A 17,166-nucleotide genomic window follows, 5' to 3' on the forward strand; every position below is an offset into this window, starting at 1 on the left:
CCGATATCGGCATCGCTTTTCTCCTGGCCTCCGGCAGTTCGCGCCGCAGCGCAGCCCACGTCCGAGTTTCCAAACGGGCTCTCAGACCCCGGAGAGCCGCCGGCCTCGAGCCTAGCCTTTCGCCACTTCCGGGCGAGCGAGCTGCGGAAACGCCCGCCCCGCCCCGGCGAGGATCTTTTTCGCCGCCTTCGAATCCTCGTTCATCCGATGCACGAGGTCGGTGGTGGAGCGGAACTTCAGCTCCGGCCGGAGATAAGAGAAGAAGGCGACGTCGAGCGTCTTGCCGTAGAGGTCGCCGTCGAAGTCGAACAGGAAGACCTCGAGCAGCACCACACCGGTGTCGAACATCGGCCGGCGGCCGAAATTGGCCACCCCGTCCCACCGCTTGCCCTCGTAGCCGACGCGCACCGCATAGACGCCGTGCTTGAGCCGGCAGGCCGGATCGAGCCGGATGTTGGCGGTCGGGTAGCCGAGCTTGCGGCCACGGCGGTCGCCCGCCTCCACCGTGCCGCTGGCGACATAGGGATAGCCGAGCAAGCGGTTGGCATGCTCCACCTCGCCGCGCATCAGCGCCGAGCGGATCGCGCCGGAGGACACCCGCTCGCCCTCGTCGGCATCGAGCAGCGCCGCGGCGATGTCGACCGGGAAGCCGAGCCGCTTGCCCTCGTCGGTGAGGAATTCGGGCGTGCCGGTGCGGTTCCTGCCGAAATGGAAGTCGAAGCCGATCGCCACCCCGGCGACGCCGAAGCGCTCGACCAAGACCTTCTGGATGAAGTCGGCCGCGCTCAGCGCCGCGAGATCGGCGTCGAACGCCATCACGATCGCGCCGTCGAGGCCGCTCGCCGCGAGCAGGCGCAGCTTCTCGCTCACCGGGGTGAGCCGGAACTCGCCGGCCTCCGGATCGAAGAAGGCGCGCGGATGCGGCTCGAAGGTCATCGCCGCGGCCGGACGCTTCAGCGCACGGGCGCGCGCCTGGGCGGCGCCGATGACGGAGCGGTGCCCACGATGGACGCCGTCGAAATTGCCGAGGGCGACGACGGCACCCTTCAGGGCGCCGGGGTCGGCGGGCGCGCCGATCCGGTCGCGCACGATCGTGAAGGGCGTCACGGACGTGGAGAAGTCGGTCATGGCCTCGCTTGCGGTCACGGGGTTGCGGACGGTCGTCCCGAGGCTTCATCCGGTGCGGTTAACGAATTGCTTTCGTCACCGCTAAACCACGAGCAAAGTTGGGCCTGTTCCGACACTTCGCGACCTTTGGCCGGCCGTTCCCGCGGTGCCCCCCGGCGCTCGATTAACCGGATATTCAAAGCCCCCTGCTAACGTCCCGTCCCAGTGGGGAGAAGCCTGGGTGTATCCCGGGCGGTGGGACCTGTCCACAGGTCGAACGAATCAGCGGCGACGCACCGCGCGGACCCCGGTGTTTTTGCGTAACGGAGTGAGGAGATGGCTCTCGACCTTTCGATGCCGGTGCTCGTCGTCGACGACTACAACACGATGATCCGGATCATCCGCAACCTGCTCAAGCAGATCGGCTTCCAGGACATCGACGACGCATCCGACGGATCGGCCGCGCTCGGCAAGATGCGCGAGAAGCGCTACGGGCTCGTCATCTCCGACTGGAACATGGAGCCGATGACCGGCTACGAGCTCCTGAAGGAGGTGCGGGCCGATCCCGGCCTGTCGAAGACGCCGTTCATCATGGTGACGGCCGAATCGAAGACCGAGAACGTCATCGCCGCCAAGAAGGCCGGCGTGAACAATTACATCGTCAAGCCTTTCAACGCCCAGACGCTGCAGAGCAAGATCCAGGCGGTGTTCGGCGAGTGACCTTGCGCGCATCGCTTCGGTGCGGCATCCGGTCCTGCGCCGGTATCATGGTAGGAGTTCGCTCGCGATGGCGAGGGTGAAGACGCAGCAGCTCGAGAGCCTCATCGAGTGCTTGAACCAGAAGCGTCACGAGGACGTCTCGTTCGCCGACGTGGTGTCGCTGGCGGAAATCACCGCGCAATCGATGCAGGTGTTCTTCGAGACGATGGACACGGCGATCTACCGCGAGATGCGCGAGATCGCCGAGTACATCGAGCGGATGCGCGGCGAGATCGGCGCGCTCCAGGCCGACGAGATCAAGAAGAACCGCATCCCGATGGCGGGCCAGGAGCTCGGCGCGATCGTCAAGGCGACCGAGGGCGCGACCAACACCATCATGGAGTGCGCCGAGGAGCTGATGGCGGCCGACGCCAGCGACGTGAAGGCCTATCAGGCGCTGGTGCAGGACAAGATGGTGGTCATCTTCGAGGCCTGCTCGTTCCAGGACATCACCGGGCAGCGCATCGCCAAGGTGATCGAGACGCTGCAGAACATCGAGACCCGCGTGAGCCGGTTCGCCCGCGCGCTCGGCAACTCCTCCGGCGCGGCCGGTGCCGCGTTCGCGACCGAGCAGGAGCGAGCCCGCGCCGAACGCCAGCAGCGGCTGATGCTGCACGGGCCGCAGCTCGACGGCCAGGCGATCGATCAGAACGCGGTCGACGATCTGTTCGGCGGATCGAAGCCCGCGCGCCCCGAATGCAGCACCCAGTCGAGCATCGACAAGCTGTTCAAGTAGGCGTCCGCGACAGCGACATCTCCGTTCCCTCGGCCGGGCTCGTCCCGGCCGTCGTCGTTTTCGGGCCGCCTTCGGCGTGCGCTTTCCTCTCCCGCCGCCGGCATCGAGCCTGTATCCTGCGCCCGACATGCGGAAAGGGGGTGCCCATGCCATCGGTCCGGTCGCGACCCGTCGGGCTGCGATTCGTCGGGCTGCGATTCGTCCGGCGGAGTGTCGTTCGACCCGTCGTGCTCGCCGCGCTGGGCCTCGTGCTCGCCCTCCTGTCGATCGCGGCGAGCCCCGCGGCCGCACAGGAGCGGGTCGCGCTGGTGATCGGCAACGGCGCCTACAAGAACGCGCCGCCGCTTCCCAATCCCCCGAACGATGCCGCCGACGTCGCGGCCGCGCTGCGACGGATCGGCTTCACCGTGTTCGAGGGCCGCGACCTCGACCGGCGGGCGATGGTGGAGACGGTGCGCGCCTTCGGCCGCGCGCTCGACCGGGCAAAGATCGCGCTGTTCTTCTATGCCGGGCACGGGCTGCAGGTGAACGGCAAGAACTATCTGGTGCCGGTCGATGCGTCGCTCGAGCGGGCCGGCGACCTCTCCTTCGAGACGATCGACATCGGCCAGGTCCTCGCCTGGATGGAGGAGGACACGCGGGTGAACCTCGTGTTTCTCGACGCCTGCCGCAACAATCCGCTGGCCCGCACGCTGGCCCGCTCGCTCGGCATGCGCTCCGCCGCGGTCGGCCAGGGCCTCGCCCAGATCCACGGCGCGGTCGGCACGATGATCGCGTACGCGACCCAGCCCGACAACGTCGCGCTCGACGGCGACGGCCGCAACAGCCCGTTCACCGCGGCGCTCCTGAAGCATTTGCCGACGCCGGGGCTCGACATCGCCGTGCTGATGCGGCGCATCCGCTCCGACGTGGTGGAGGCGACCCAGGCCAAGCAGGTGCCGTGGGACCACTCCTCGCTGATCGGCGACGTCGTGCTGGTGCCGAGCGCCCCCGAAAAGGCGCCACCGGCGCCGGTGGCGCCGGGCGTCGCGAGCCTGCCGGGCAGCGACCCGCGGCCAGCCGCGGTGACCACGCCGCCGGCCGATGCCGGCGCAGCGGGCGCCGGCCGCAGCCAGGCGGCCGACATCGCCTATTGGAACTCCGTGAAGGACACCGGCGACCGGGCGCAGCTCGAGAGCTACCTCACCACCTTTCCGCAGGGCACCTTCGTCGCGCTGGCGCATCTGCGAATCGGCGAGCTGTCGGCCCGCGCGAAATCGACGCCCGCCGACGCCGGGCGCAGCGACCTCGCGGCGATGCCGCCGGCGAACGGCCGGTCGGAGCCGCCGCACGCGCCTTACGAGAACTGCGACACCTTCAACGCTCCCGCCGGCACCGACACCTATTGCGCGAGCTCGGTGCTGACGCCCCAATACGGCAACCGATACGGCGTGAAGAACCTGTTCGCCGGCGACCCGTCGGCGGCCTGGGTCGAGGGGGTGCCGGGCGACGGCGTCGGCGAGTGGATCACCGTGTCGTTCGACGGCGACCGGCTGGTGAAGTCGGTGATCGTGCACAACGGCTATCAGAAGAGCGCCGACCTCTACCGCAAGAACGGCCGGGTGGCGCGGGTGCGGCTCATCTTCTCGCACGGCCAGACCGCGACCTTCGCGCTCAAGGACCAGCCGCAGGTGCAGACCATCCTGCTCGACCGGCCGGTCCGCGCGAGCTGGATGCAGGTGGTGATCGAGCGGGTGTTTCCCGGCGAGGCCCACAGCGACACGGCGATCTCCAAGCTCGCGGTGTTTTCCGACCGGGTGGAGTGAACGGGTGACCGCCGCCCTGCTCGCGGCGCTCCTCCCGGCGCCCCGCTCGGCACCCCGCTCGGCACCGCTCCCGGCGCCGCTCAGCCGACGTCCGTCGCCTCGGGCGAATCGCTCGCAATCGCAGCCGCACGGGCGAGCCGGTCGAGCGCGCCCTGGAGGATGAAGATCGCCGCGTGCTGGTCGATCACCGCCTTGCGCTTGGCGCGGCTCGCATCCGCCGCGATCAGCTCGCGCTCGACCGCGGCGGTCGAGAGGCGCTCGTCCCACAGGCCGATCGGTAGCGCGGTGAGCTTCGCGAGATTACGGGCAAAGGCGCGGGTGGACTGCGCGCGCGGCCCCTCGGTGCCGTTCATGTTGAGCGGCAGGCCGAGCACGAAGCCCACGACGTTGCGCTCGGCGGCGAGCTTCAGCACGCGGGCGGCATCCTCGGTGAAGCGTTTTCGCATCACCGTCTCCACCCCGGTCGCCAGCCGGCGGTCGGGATCGCTCACCGCGACGCCGATCGTCTTGTCGCCGAGGTCGAGGCCGATCAGCGCCCCTCTCTGCGGAAGGTGCGGCGACAACTCGGCGAGCGGCAGGACGAGAGCGGGCATGGGCTCCGCCTAGCACGCCGCCGAGACAGCGGCGAGCCGAATGTGCGGGCGGACCTGCCGTCGCGCCAGCCCGCAGCGTCGCCGGGTCGCGCATGCCCGCGTTGACCATTTCGGGCGCTCGCGACTTATCCTGGAGGTGCCGTATCACCCCCGTGTCGTTCCGCCCGTTCGGGACGACCGCCTCGGACCGAGCTCACGCCCACGATCACGACACGCCATCACAGGAGGACATTCATGCAGATCACCTGGTTCGGCCATTCCGCCTTCCGGCTCGATTTCGCCGGCACCGCCGTGCTGATCGACCCGTTCTTCACCGGCAATCCGGCGTTCGACACCGACCGCGCCAGCGCGATCCGCGGCGTCTCGCACATTCTGCTGACCCACGGCCACGGCGATCACGTCGGCGACACGCTCGACATCGCCCGCGCGACCGGCGCCACCGTCACCGCCAATTTCGAGCTCGGCTCGTGGCTGTGCGAGAAGGGGCTCGCCGGCGAGAAATTCAACCCGATGAACATCGGCGGCACCACCGATCTCGGCCCCTTCACGGTGACCCTGGTGCGCGCCGACCACTCCTCGGGCGACCTGGTGCAGGGCGAATCGGTCTATCTCGGCAATCCGGGCGGGCTGATCGTCAAGGCGCCGGGCGAGCCGGTGGTCTATCACATGGGCGACACCGACGTGTTTTCCGACATGGGGCTGATCGCCGAGCTGCATCTGCCGAAGGTCGCGATGGTGCCGGTCGGCGATCGCTTCACCATGGGCGGGCGCACGGCCGCCTATGCGGTAAAGAAGTTCTTCCAGCTCGATGCGGTGATCCCCTGTCACTACGGCTCGTTCCCGATCATCGACCAGACGCCGGAAAAATTCGTCGCGGCGATGGAGGGTCACCCGACCAAGGTGATCGTGCCGGACAAGGGCGCGCCGGTGACGGTCTGACCGCCCGCCGGTCCGGTCCCGAGCGCGGGCGGTCCGCCGCCCGCCGCTCGTCCTTCGCTGCCGGACCTCGCGCGAGATCTCGTGATCGAACCTCGGCGCCGGCCCGAGCCCCTCCTCCGCGAGGCCTCGAGGCCGATCGCGGCGGGAGACCGCCCGTGAAAGGAACCAGCGGACGTGCCGCGCGTTACCGTGCCGCGTGGTTTGGTCCGCCCAGGGCGCCGACCGCCGGACGAACACCAAACGGACCGAACCCCAGACGGACGAAGCCATCATGTCGCGTTTCCGCGCTTCGCGCTCCCACGCCAACAACTACTCCTTGTGGCCCGAGCAGGCCCGCCCGCGCGGCCGCCGCCTCTCGACCTCGGTGGTGATCGGTGCGTTCGCGGCCGGCATCGTCTGCGCGGTCGCGGCCGACGCGGTGATGAGCGAGCTGGTGCGGCCCGGCGCGGTCCACGAGGTAGGGGCGACGACGGCGCAGGGGACCACCACACGGGCGACCCCGGCCCCGATCGGTCGCACCTGGGCCGCCTACTCCGCCGCCGGCAAGGCCGGCCAGGAGACCGACGGCAAGACCGATGGCGAGACCGACGGCAAGGCGGCCACCCCCGCCCCGGCGACGCAGGTCGCCGCGGCAAAACCGGCGCCGCACTACGACGGGCCGCCGCTGCCGCGCGCCCGCCCGGCCGAGCTGACGCTCCTGTCGATCACCACGCCGGAGCCCGGCACGAAAACCGCGGCGAGAAGCGAGCCGCCGGTGAAGGCCGAAGGCGCCACCGCCGAGGACTTGTCCGCGAGCGACGGCCACACGGCAACGACCGAGGAGAAGAAGCCCGAAAAGGCCGAGCCGGTGAAGCGCCAGAGGAAGGTCAAGCGCCGGACGCGCAGCCAGGAGGTCGCCCTCGACCGGGACGGCTGGGTTCGCCGCTACGACCCGCAGGACTATTATTATCGGAACGGCTACGGCCAGCAGGTCCGCCCGCGCTATCGGCGGCAGCAGCAGCAGTATCCGCAGTGGGAATCGGGCTACGGCGGCGGCGGCTTCTTCCCGTTCTGAGAGACCGTTTGGAAACTCCGACGGGGCTGCGCAGGAGTCGATTTCGCCGATCCGGCAGGAGCCGATCGAGACGCGTACCGGGGAGTACGCGCGACGATCGATCCCCTCCGTTCGGCCGACGAATTGCACTCCCTTCGGCCGGCTCCGCCTGCCGCCGCCGGCTGCACCGGCGGCACCACGCGAACGGTCGTCCCGCAAACGCTCGTCCGACGTCCCCACCCTACCGCCCGGCCGTCCCGCACCTATGTTGATGACCTCGGTTCCGTCCGCCGGTTCTCGGCGCACCGTTCTTTTTCTGTCACGGGAGCTTTTCCGCATGCCTTCGCCGTCGTCCCGCATCGTCGCCGCGCCCGCGCGGCGGGCAGTCCTGCTCGCCGCGCTGACCGCCGCTCTCTCGCTCGCCGCCGTCGCTCCGGCGCCGGCCGCCGACGAGCCCGACCTGATCTTCCGCCGCTCGACCGTGTTCAAATGGTTCTCGCCCAACGACAAGCTCGCGGCCTACGGGCTCGACGACCCGGAGGTGGAGGGCGTGGCCTGCCACTTCACCGTCCCCGAGAAGGGCGGCTTCAAGGGCTGGCTCGGGCTCGCCGAGGAGGTGTCGGACATCTCGCTCGCCTGCCGACAGATCGGGCCGATCCGCTTCAAGGACAAGTTCGAGCAGGGCGAGGACGTGTTTCGCCAGCGCCGCTCGCTGTTCTTCAAGAAGATGCAGATCGTGCGGGGCTGCGACACCAAGCGCAACGTATTGGTCTACATGGTGTATTCCGACAAGATCATCGAGGGCTCGCCGAAGAACTCGACCTCCACCGTGCCGATCATGCCGTGGGGCACCGACACCGCGGTGCAGCGCTGCGCCGACTTCGTCGAGAAGTGACGCGACCGCCTCCGCCGCCACGGGACACCGGGCGGCGGCCGGCCGCTTGATCGCCGTCAAGGATCGTCGCCGCCGCATACCCCAAAAGGAGAAGGTCGGGGGGAGTTTTCAGGGACGGTTGTATCGTCGCGGCGGAAAGCGAGCCGGCATGTCGGGCCGCGTCCGCCGGTCGACGAACGGTCGCAAGAACTTGCGCGCAAGGACCTGCGCACGAGAACCTGCGCGCAAGAACCTGCGGACGATGCCGGTGCGCAATGCTGTCGCCGGTGTTATCGTGATCCGCGTCACACAACGAGGGGATGGTCTGGTCCAAGACTTCGGTGTTTCGAGCGCTCCGTCGAGCAGCCGACGCCCCGGCGCCTCGCGGCGCGACGGATCGATTGCGCGGACGGGCGGCTCGACATAGCATGATCGGCGGTTTGGTCTCGAGATGCGGTCTCCACGCGACATCGTCCACATGATCCTCGAGTCCGGACCGAGCGGGCTGATCCTCACCGATTCCGCGGCGCGCATTCTCTACGTCAATGCATATGTCGAGGAGGCGACCGGCTACGCCCCCGGCGAGCTGATCGGCCAGCCGATCGAGGTTTTGGTTCCCGATCGCTTCAAGGCCCAGCATCCCGAGCTGCGGCGCGTGTTCGAGGCCGCTCCGCGCGAGCGGCCGATGGGCATCGGCCGCGACCTCACTGCCCGGCGCAAGGATGGCAGCGAGCTTCCGGTCGAGATCGCCCTCCAGCCGATGGTGATCGAGGGCGCCGCCTACACATTGGCGTCGCTGGTCGACATCTCCGAGCGCAAGCGCACCGAGGAGCGGCAACGGCTGCTGATCGGCGAGCTGAACCACCGGATCCAGAACCTGTTCGCGGTCATCCAGTCGGTCGCGCTGTCGAGCCTGAGCGGCGAGCGCAGCCTGTCGGAGGCGCGCGACGTGTTCATCGACCGCCTGCAGTCGCTCGGCCGCGCCTACACGATGATGACCGAGCAGGAGTGGCGCGGCGCGCCGCTGCGCCAAATCCTCGCCGCGGAGATCTCGGCCTTCTCCGACCGGGTGACGCTCGCCGGCGTCGAGGTGATGGTGAAGCAGAACGCCGCCCAGAGCTTTGCGCTGCTGCTGCACGAGCTGACCACCAACGCCGTCAAGTACGGCGCGCTGTCGGCGCCCAAGGGCTCGATCGCGGTGGAGTGGCGGGTCGAGCGCGAGCCGGTGCCGAACGCCTTCGTGCTGTCCTGGCAGGAGCACGGCGGGCCCGACGTGGTGCCGCCGACCCGCAGCGGCTACGGCCGAAAGATCATCGAGGACACGATGCGGCGGATCGGCAAGCACCAGATCGAGTATGCGCCGGACGGCCTGCGCTACCGGATGGAAGCGCCGCTCGAAAAGGTCGGCTGGGTGGTCGAGGACGTCTCTCCGCCGGTCTGACCACCGCCTCGGTCGCCGAAGCGACGAACCGTCGGTCGGCGGAGCGACTCGAAAAGGCGGCAGCGTCGGGAATCCGTCATAGAATCGTTGCAATCACGCCACGGTTCCACCGCTGTTCACCGCCCGGGCGATGTCCGGGTGGCGGTCACACGCCTTCGGGTAGTAGGTTGGAACGCCTCGATTTCGAGGCCACCCGGGTTGTTGCGCGTCCCGCACATGAACTGGTCGAACGAGCTGGCTTACTACGTGACGCCCAAGTCCGGGCCGATGCGTCCGATGGAGACGCTCCTGGACGCCAACCGGGCGTTGCTCGACGACCTGTCGCCGGCGATTCGCCGCCGGCCGCACTGGGTGGCGGTGAAGCGCCTGCTGCTCGCCGCGGCGACCTCGGCCGAGCCGGTCGACATCCGCCTCGCCACCGACGGCTTGGTTCGCGCGCTGGAGGCCGAGGGCTGGATGACCCGGTCGAAGATGGCCGAGTGCGGGTGAGCGGCGGACGGCGCCCATACGACGTGAAAAGGCCACTCCGACGCGGAAACGCGGGCGACGACGCTCGGCAGTGTCGGCAGTCTCGATGCGGTTTTTCGGAAAGAATGGTCGGAGCGGCGAGATTTGAACTCGCGACCCCCAGTCCCCCAGACTGGTGCGCTAACCGGGCTGCGCTACGCTCCGAGCGGCCGGGACTATAGAGATGCGTCGCAGCCGACGCAACCGACCAGACCCCGCCATCGACACGACCCAGGCGAGCATTTTTTCGTAAACGGTCGCCGGCGAGCACGTGCCGCGACCCGTGCCGGCGAGCACCGGCACCGGCCCCCGCCCGCGGGCCCCTGCCCGCGGCCCCACGACCCCGCGACGCCCTGCCCCACGGCCTGCCCCACGGACTGCCCCACGGACTTCGGCCCACCTCTTCCCGGCCCCCGCCGGCCGCGTCGGCCAGAGCTTCCCGCTCACGGCCCTTGCGGCCGCCGCCGGCGGGAGCGCGAGGCGATCGACAGCCCCCACACCATCCCGACCAGCAGGAAATAGTGCCGCCAGTGCAGCACGTCGATGATGTAGCTCTCGCCGACGACGCCGACGAAGGTCGCATAGGTCATGATCAGCCGGCTCTGCACCGGCGAGGGCACGAACACCGCCGCGAGGCCGACCGCGAGCGTCGTGAAGACCACCGCCGCGAAGGCGGTGCCAGCGAGCCAGCCGCCGGCGGCGAAGGCGGCGAGGAACGAGTTGTGCGGGTCCTCGGGGAAATATTTCGAGAACTGCAGCGGGCCGATGCCGAGCGGATTGTCGAGCATCAGGAGCGCGCCGAGAATGTGCCGGCCGAACCGGCCGAACCGGCCGGAGTCGTAGCTCTGCAAGAGCTCGGCGCGCTCCTCGAACAGCCGGTCGATCTGCGGCACCGACAAGAGCGCCGCCACCACCAACGCGACCGCGCAGCAGGCGAGCAGCGTGAAGACGACGACCCGCATGCGCTCGCCGGTGGTCGGCCGGGTGAGATAGGAGAGCACCATGAACAGCGCGACCGAGAAGGCGAAATGCGCCCAGGCGCCGCGCGAGAAGCTGAGAAACAGGCCGCCCGCCAGGACGATCAGCACCAGCGTGGCGCCGATCTGGCGCAGCCGCCCCTCGAAGGTGAGCCGCGCCAGCACCACCACCCCCGGCATCACCAGGAACGGTCCGAACACGTTCGGGTCCTTGAAGGTCGACTTGGCGCGGCCGTACAGCAGGAACGAGTCCGCCGAGGGGATCGCGTGGAAATAGGCGAGGATGCCGATCAGGCCGACCGCCACCGCCGACCAGATCCAGCCCGCCATCAGCGCGTCGAAGCGGCGTTCCGAATCCTCCGCCATGACGCAGGCGACGAGCAGCGTGGTCAGGCTCAGGAAGTAGGACACGAAGGTCCAGACCAGGATGCCCTCCTCGCCCAGCACCGGCAGCGCGCCGATGGCGATGCCGATGTCGACCAGCAAGAGCCCGAAGAACAGCGGCAGATGGGCGGGCCGCACGGTCAGCCCGGTCGCCACGAACGCCACCATCGCGAGCAGCGCGATCAGCTCGTAGGGCGCCGGCTCGATCATCACGAAGCCGCCCGAGAACCCGAGCAGCCACAGGAGGCGCAACTGCAGGCGATCGACGAACGTCCCGGTCCGGATCCGCGGCAGCGACGGGGAGCCCGCGGACGTGTCGGCCACGCTCAATAGGCGTTCTCCGTCTTCAGAAGCGCGATCGGCGTCGAGATCAGGATGTAGAGGTCGAACAGCATCGACCAGTTCTCGATGTAATAGAGGTCGTGCTCGACCCGCTGCTGGAGCTTCTCGGGCGTGTCGAGCTCGCCGCGCCAGCCGTTGATCTGCGCCCAGCCGGTGATGCCCGGCTTCACCCGGTGGCGGGCGAAGTAGCCGTCCACCACGTCGTCCCACAGCTTGTCGGCGAGCGGCGCGTGGATCGCGTGCGGCCGTGGACCGACCAGCGAGAGATCGCCGCGCAGGACGTTGAAGAGCTGCGGCAGCTCGTCGATCGAGGTCTTTCGGATGAAGCGGCCGACCCGGGTGACGCGGCTGTCGCCCTTGGTCACCACGCGGCGCGCCTCGGGGTCGGCGTGCTCGTGATGGAGCGAGCGGAACTTGAAGACCTCGATCACCTCGTTGTTGAAGCCGAGCCGGCGCTGCTTGAAGAACACCGGCCCGCGGCTGTCGAGCTTTATCGCGATCGCGGCGGCGATCATGATCGGCGACACCGCGAGCAGGATCAGGCCGCCCACCACCCGGTCGAACAGCGACTTGATCACCAGGTTCCAGTCGGCGATCGGCTTGTCGAAGATGTCGAGAACCGGGATGTTGCCGATATAGGAATAGGCGCGCGGGCGAAACCGCAGGCGGTTCATGTGGGCGGCCAGCCGCACGTCGACCGGCAGCACCCACAGCTTCTTGACCATCTGCAGCACCCGCTCCTCGGCGGTGAGCGGCAGCGAGACCAGCACCAGGTCGACGCGGGTGCGGCGGGTGAACTCGACCAGGTCGTCGACGGTGCCGAGCTTCGGCACCCCGGCGAGCACCGGCGGCGAACGGTCGTCGGAGCGGTCGTCGAACACGCCGCAAATGCGCAGGTCCGAATGCGCCTCGGCATCGATCGCCCGCACCAGCGCCTCGCCCTCGCGGCCACCGCCGACGATCACCACCCGCCGGATCAGCCGGCCGTCGTCGGCCCAGTGGCGCACCAGCGCGCCGAGGCCGATGCGCCAGGCGAACAGCACGGCGAGGCCGGCGACGTACCAGCCGGCGGTCCAGACGCGCGAGAAGGCGTCGGCATACTTGGCGAAGAAGGAGATCGCGAGCGCCAGCAGGAAGACCACCGTCCAGGCGAGCGCCAGCCTTCCGAGCTGATGCACGTGCGAGCGCAGCGCCGCGACCGTGTAGATGTCGGCGAACTGGAAGGCGATCACCGCGCTGGCGGCGACCGCCAGCTCCACCAGGAAATACGCTCCCTCGAAACCCTCGGTCGGATAGACCCACACCGCGTGCACCAGCGAGCCGGTGAGGACGACCAGGCCGAACTCGATCAGACCGACGACGCCGGCCAGCACCACCGGCGAGATCGCCTCCGCCACCGGCTCGTCGGCGATCGCGGCAGCGAGCGGGCTCAGCTCGCGTGGCACCGGGGAATGGGTGCCGGGCCGGCCGGACGCGGGAGAGACGACGGGCGGAGGAACGGCGATCGACATGGCTGGTGCTCCGGTTCAGCCGGCCGGCCGCGGCGGGGTCCGCGGCACACCGGTATCACCTGCCATCCGGAATACGTGAAATCCTCGAGCAGCGCGTAAAACCGCTCCAAATCGAATTGGTAAACTCGAGAAACGGTAAACGCCCGCGCGCTCGTGCGGGGCACGATCATGCGGGGGCGATCGCCCTCCGTGCGATCATGCGGCGCGTGCGGACGTCTTGGCGGCGAGGATGTCGTGATAGAGATCCTCGATGCGACGGCGCATCACGTCGATGTGGAACCGGGGCCGGACATAGTCGAACCGGGCGGCGGCGGCGATCTGCGCCCGCACCGGGTCGGCGAGCACGCCGGCGAGCGCGGCGGCGAGCGCATCGGCGTCGCCCGGCGGCACCAGCTCGCCGGCCGACGGCCCGAAAATCTCCGGGATGCCGCCGACCCGCGTGGCGACGATCGGCACGCCGGCGGCGATCGTCTCGAGGACGATGTAGGGCATCGATTCCGCCCGCGAGGGCACCACCACGAGCCGCCCCTGCGCGAACGCCGACCGGGTGCGGGCGGGATCGTGGAACGTCACCCGCTCGGCGATGCCGAGGTTTTCCGCCAGCGCCTGGTAGCGGCGGCGGCCCTCGTCCTCGGCCTGGCCGAACAGATGGGCGGTGGCGCGGCGGCCGTATCGCGTCTCGAGCAGCGCGATCGCCTCGAGGAAGACGTCGGTGCCCTTGAGGTCGCGATACATGCCGAGAAACAGAAGGTCGCGGGCGTCGGCGCGCGGGATCACCGGCTCGAACTCGTCGTCGCGCAGCCCGTTCGGGATCACCACCGCGCGGCAGCGCGGCCGACCGATCTTTCTGCGATAGATCTCCGCCTCGTAGGCGGAGACGTGGACGAGCGCGTCGGTGATCCGCTCGAGCCCGCGCTCGATGCCGAAATAGAACCGTCCCTCGAGCGAGCCCGCCTCGTAATGCAGGCTGCCGCCGTGCGGGGCGTAGAGGCAGGCGACCGGCCGCTTGCGGCCGAGCCGGGCGGCGACCAGCCGGCCGTACACCCCGCCCTTGGCGCCGTGGCAGTGCACGACGTCGGGCGACAGCTCCCCGATATGGCGCATCAGCCGAGAGAGCGCCGGCAGGTCGGCGGGCGAGACGTCGCGACGCATCGGCAGCCGGGCGGCGCCGAGCGCCAGCGTCGGAGCGAGCGCGGCGATCGCGTCGGCCTCGAAGGCGCCGCCGGTGCGCGAGTCGCACACCAGACCGACGGCGTGCCCGGCGGCGCTCTGCGCGGTCGCGAGGTCGCGGACGTGGCGAAAGATCCCCCCGATCGGAGCCCGGACGACGTGCACGATTCTCAGCCGAACCGGCACGTCCATGGCCGTGTTCTCCCACTCCGCACCAGCCGAGGCCACGGCATCGACGCTCCGCTGATCTGCGGGGGCCGGATTCACGTCGAATTCAGGACACCGGGCTTGCGCTGTCAAGGACGACGCGGTGCCCGCGGAGGTCTCCCTATCCGGTAGGATTAACGCGATGGCAACCATGATGCGTTGAAATCGCCGGTGGAAGCGTCTCCAGGTGCTGTTCGGAGTTCCAGCATGTCGAATGCGAGCGAAGCCATCGGCGGGCGGGTCGGCGAGGCCGGCGAGCTCGACATGCGCGCGATCGGACGGGCGCTGTGGCGCCGCAAATGGTGGTTCCTGGTGCCGACGCTGGTCGTCGCGCTGCTCACCACGATCGGCGTCAACCTGCTCACGCCGCGCTACAAGTCGGAGGCGCGCATCCTCTACGACGGCCGCGAGAACGTGTTTCTCCGGCCCGAGGCCGACCGCAGCCAGCTCGACCGCTCGGCGGCCGACCAGGAGGCGCTGACCAGCCAGGTGCAGCTCATCCTCTCGCGCGAGCTGGCGCTGAAGGTGATCGCCGACCTGAAGCTCGGCGAGCGGCAGGAGTTCGATCCGCTCAACCAGGGCCTGCCGCTCTACAAGCAGGCGCTCGTCTTTCTCGGCGTGTCGCGCGATCCCTACCGGATGACGCAGGAAGAGCGGGTGCTCGGCGCCTGGTACGAGAAGCTCACCGCCTATGCGATCGACAAGTCGCGGGTTCTGGCGCTCGAGTTCCAGTCGCTCGACCCGGTGCTGGCGGCCCGGGTCGCCAATGCCATCGCCCAGACCTATCTCGAGATGCAGCAGGCGACCAAGCAGCAGGAGATGCAGGCGGCGAGCGCCTGGCTGTCGGGCGAGATCGAGCGGCTGCGCCGCGAGGTCGCCGAGGCCGAGGCGCGCGTCGAGGCGTTCCGCTCGAAATCGAACCTGTTCGTCGGCACCAACAACACCACGCTGTCCAACCAGCAGCTCGGCGAGCTGAACACCAGCCTCGGCGCGGCGCGCGCGCAAAAGGCCGACGCCGACACCCGCGCCCGGCTGATCCGCGACATGCTGCGCCGTGGCGACCCGATCGAGGCGTCGGAGATCGTCAATTCGGAGATCATCCGCCGGCTGTCCGAGCAGCGCGTCAATCTGCGCGCCCAGCTCGCCGAGCAGTCCTCGACGCTGCTCGACAATCATCCCCGCATCAAGGGCTTGAAGGCGCAGATCGCCGACCTCGACACGCAGATCAGGGCGGAGGCGGAAAAGCTCGTCCGCACGCTCGAGAACGACGCCCGCATCGCCAATGCGCGGGTGGCGGCGCTGGAGGCCAATTTCGACACGCTCAAGCGGCAGGCCGCCTCGACCAACGAGGACGACGTGCGGCTGCGGGCGCTGGAGCGCGACGCCAAGTCGAAGCGCGACCTGCTGGAAAACTACCTCGCCAAGTACCGCGAGGCGACCGCGCGCGAAAACATCGGCCAGACGCCGGCCGACGCCCGCATCATCTCGCGCGGCATCGTCTCCAACACGCCGTTCTTCCCGAAGAAGCTGCCGATCGTGCTGGTGGCGACGCTGGCGACGCTGATGATCTCGACCGGCCTCCTCACCGCCGGCGAGCTGATGCGGGCGAGCGCGCAGCGGCCGGCCCACCGGGCCTCGGCCGACCACGAGATGCCGGAAGCGGCCGGCGACACCCGCTTCGTCGCGATGTCGGCGATCGTGTCGGGGCGGATCGCCGCGCCGCGGCCGCCGCTCGCGGCACGCCTCGCCGGCACGGCGGAGGATCCCGCGCTGCCGCCGCGCGAGCCGCCGGCCGGAGCCCTGCCGCCGCGGGCCGCGGCCGACCGGCCGGACGGCCCGGTCGATCTCGACGTGACGACCGCCGGGCCAGCCGCCGTGGCGACCGACCATGCCGCGACCGACGACGCAGAGACGAAAGACGCGGAAAATCCTGCGGCGGGCGACGCGACGGAGACCGTCGTGACGGAAAGCGCCGCGACGACGAGCGCCGTGAGCGAGGAAGCGTCGCACGACCCGGCCGACATCGCCGGCGCGGCCGAGCCGACGGCGGAGGCGGAGGCGGAGGCCGTACCGACCGCCGCCGAGACGGCGCCGACCGCCCCGCAAGCACCGACGGCGGCGGAGACGGCGCTCGACGGCGCCGTGGTCGGCTCGATCGACGAGCTGGTGGACTGCCTGCGCGGGCCGGCCGGCCGGCGGATCGCCGTGTTCGGCACCCGGCCCGATGCCCGCACCACCCATGCCGCGGTCGCGGTCGCCCGCCTGCTCGCCCGCGATTCGCTCGTCGTGCTGGTGCGGCTCGGCGCCGACCCGGTCGACCCGGCGGCGGCGCTGCCCGGCGGCGACGGCCCCGGCCTCACCGAGATGGTGCGCGGCGAAGCGACGTTCGGCGAGATCATCGCGCGCGACAAGGCCTCGCGCGCCCACATCGTGCCGCGCGGCACCGGCGAGGCGGACACCGGCGCGCTGGTCGGCTCGCTGCGCTTCGTCACCATGGTCGACGCGCTGGCGCGCACCTACGACCACGTGGTGATCGAGGCCGGCGCCTGCGCGGAAGCCGCCGCCGACCAGATGGCGGAGATGGCGCCGGCCGGCGTGCTGGTGGTGCCCGAGGCGACCGACCCGGCGGTCGGCACTGCGCGCGAAAAGCTCGCGGAGGCCGGCTACGACACGCCGATCCTGCTGGTCGGCGCGCCGCTCACCGCCCCGTCGCCGCAGACCGAGGCGGCGTGAGAGACCGTTTGGAAACTCGGACGAGGGCTGCGTTGCGGCGCGAACTGC

The 17,166-nt window shown here is 69.9% G+C and carries 14 protein-coding genes and 1 tRNA gene; 9 read left to right on the plus strand and 6 right to left on the minus strand.

The genetic code is table 11. The annotated features are described in order from the left end of the window. Positions 1-111 precede the first annotated feature (111 nt). Positions 112-1,128 carry a bifunctional riboflavin kinase/FAD synthetase gene (locus A33M_RS20300; protein WP_008391361.1) on the minus strand — a complete coding sequence of 339 codons (1,017 nt, stop codon included), beginning with the start codon at positions 1,126-1,128 and terminating at the stop codon, positions 112-114. Between the two features lie 315 nt (positions 1,129-1,443). Between A33M_RS20300 and A33M_RS20305 the strand changes: the two genes are divergently transcribed. The 3 genes from A33M_RS20305 (at position 1,444) to A33M_RS20315 (ending at position 4,407) form a co-directional block, all read left to right on the plus strand. Further along, complete coding sequence (locus A33M_RS20305; protein WP_008391363.1) at positions 1,444-1,827, plus strand: response regulator; 384 nt, start codon at positions 1,444-1,446, stop codon at positions 1,825-1,827. Positions 1,828-1,894: 67 nt separating this feature from the next. After that, positions 1,895-2,602 carry a protein phosphatase CheZ gene (locus tag A33M_RS20310; protein WP_008391365.1) on the plus strand — a complete coding sequence of 236 codons (708 nt, stop codon included), beginning with the start codon at positions 1,895-1,897 and terminating at the stop codon, positions 2,600-2,602. 227 nt (positions 2,603-2,829) lie between these two features. Continuing rightward, on the plus strand, positions 2,830-4,407 hold the full coding sequence (locus A33M_RS20315; protein WP_008391366.1) for an NADase-type glycan-binding domain-containing protein: 1,578 nt from the start codon (positions 2,830-2,832) through the stop codon (positions 4,405-4,407). Positions 4,408-4,487: 80 nt separating this feature from the next. Here the strand turns inward: A33M_RS20315 and ruvX are convergent, their stop codons facing one another. Then, a complete protein-coding gene (ruvX, locus tag A33M_RS20320; protein ID WP_008391369.1) occupies positions 4,488-5,000 on the minus strand; it encodes a Holliday junction resolvase RuvX in 513 nt (170 codons plus the stop codon). A gap of 234 nt (positions 5,001-5,234) precedes the next feature. On the opposite strand from ruvX, the gene A33M_RS20325 reads away from it, so the two are divergent. The 5 genes from A33M_RS20325 to A33M_RS20345 all read left to right on the plus strand — a co-directional run bounded on the left by A33M_RS20325 (position 5,235) and on the right by A33M_RS20345 (position 9,776). After that, positions 5,235-5,939 carry a metal-dependent hydrolase gene (locus A33M_RS20325; RefSeq protein ID WP_008391372.1) on the plus strand — a complete coding sequence of 235 codons (705 nt, stop codon included), beginning with the start codon at positions 5,235-5,237 and terminating at the stop codon, positions 5,937-5,939. Positions 5,940-6,210: 271 nt separating this feature from the next. Further along, on the plus strand, positions 6,211-6,993 hold the full coding sequence (locus tag A33M_RS23560) for a hypothetical protein (protein ID WP_008391373.1): 783 nt from the start codon (positions 6,211-6,213) through the stop codon (positions 6,991-6,993). Positions 6,994-7,309: 316 nt separating this feature from the next. Beyond that, the gene (locus A33M_RS20335) at positions 7,310-7,867 is read left to right on the plus strand and encodes a CreA family protein (protein ID WP_008391376.1); all 558 of its coding nucleotides are present in this window, start codon (positions 7,310-7,312) and stop codon (positions 7,865-7,867) included. 457 nt (positions 7,868-8,324) lie between these two features. Beyond that, entirely contained in the window at positions 8,325-9,287 is a 963-nt protein-coding gene (locus A33M_RS20340; RefSeq protein ID WP_008391378.1) for a PAS domain S-box protein, read from the plus strand. Positions 9,288-9,503: 216 nt separating this feature from the next. Continuing rightward, the gene (locus A33M_RS20345; RefSeq protein ID WP_040622183.1) at positions 9,504-9,776 is read left to right on the plus strand and encodes a hypothetical protein; all 273 of its coding nucleotides are present in this window, start codon (positions 9,504-9,506) and stop codon (positions 9,774-9,776) included. Between the two features lie 105 nt (positions 9,777-9,881). Here A33M_RS20345 and A33M_RS20350 read toward each other — a convergent pair. The 4 genes from A33M_RS20350 to A33M_RS20365 all read right to left on the minus strand — a co-directional run bounded on the left by A33M_RS20350 (position 9,882) and on the right by A33M_RS20365 (position 14,370). Next, positions 9,882-9,959 (minus strand) — tRNA-Pro (locus A33M_RS20350). Between the two features lie 278 nt (positions 9,960-10,237). Next, the gene (locus tag A33M_RS20355) at positions 10,238-11,479 is read right to left on the minus strand and encodes an O-antigen ligase family protein (protein WP_008391381.1); all 1,242 of its coding nucleotides are present in this window, start codon (positions 11,477-11,479) and stop codon (positions 10,238-10,240) included. 2 nt (positions 11,480-11,481) lie between these two features. Next, positions 11,482-13,008 (minus strand): undecaprenyl-phosphate glucose phosphotransferase, encoded by a 1,527-nt coding sequence (locus A33M_RS20360; protein WP_008391383.1) that lies wholly within the window; start codon positions 13,006-13,008, stop codon positions 11,482-11,484. Between the two features lie 195 nt (positions 13,009-13,203). Continuing rightward, positions 13,204-14,370 carry a glycosyltransferase family 4 protein gene (locus A33M_RS20365; RefSeq protein WP_008391385.1) on the minus strand — a complete coding sequence of 389 codons (1,167 nt, stop codon included), beginning with the start codon at positions 14,368-14,370 and terminating at the stop codon, positions 13,204-13,206. 222 nt (positions 14,371-14,592) lie between these two features. Between A33M_RS20365 and A33M_RS24720 the strand changes: the two genes are divergently transcribed. Next, on the plus strand, positions 14,593-17,118 hold the full coding sequence (locus A33M_RS24720) for an exopolysaccharide transport family protein (RefSeq protein WP_008391387.1): 2,526 nt from the start codon (positions 14,593-14,595) through the stop codon (positions 17,116-17,118). Positions 17,119-17,166: the final 48 nt, after the last annotated feature.

The sequence above is a fragment of the Rhodovulum sp. PH10 genome, assembly GCF_000293785.1.
Taxonomy (GTDB): Bacteria; Pseudomonadota; Alphaproteobacteria; order Rhizobiales; family Xanthobacteraceae; genus Rhodoplanes.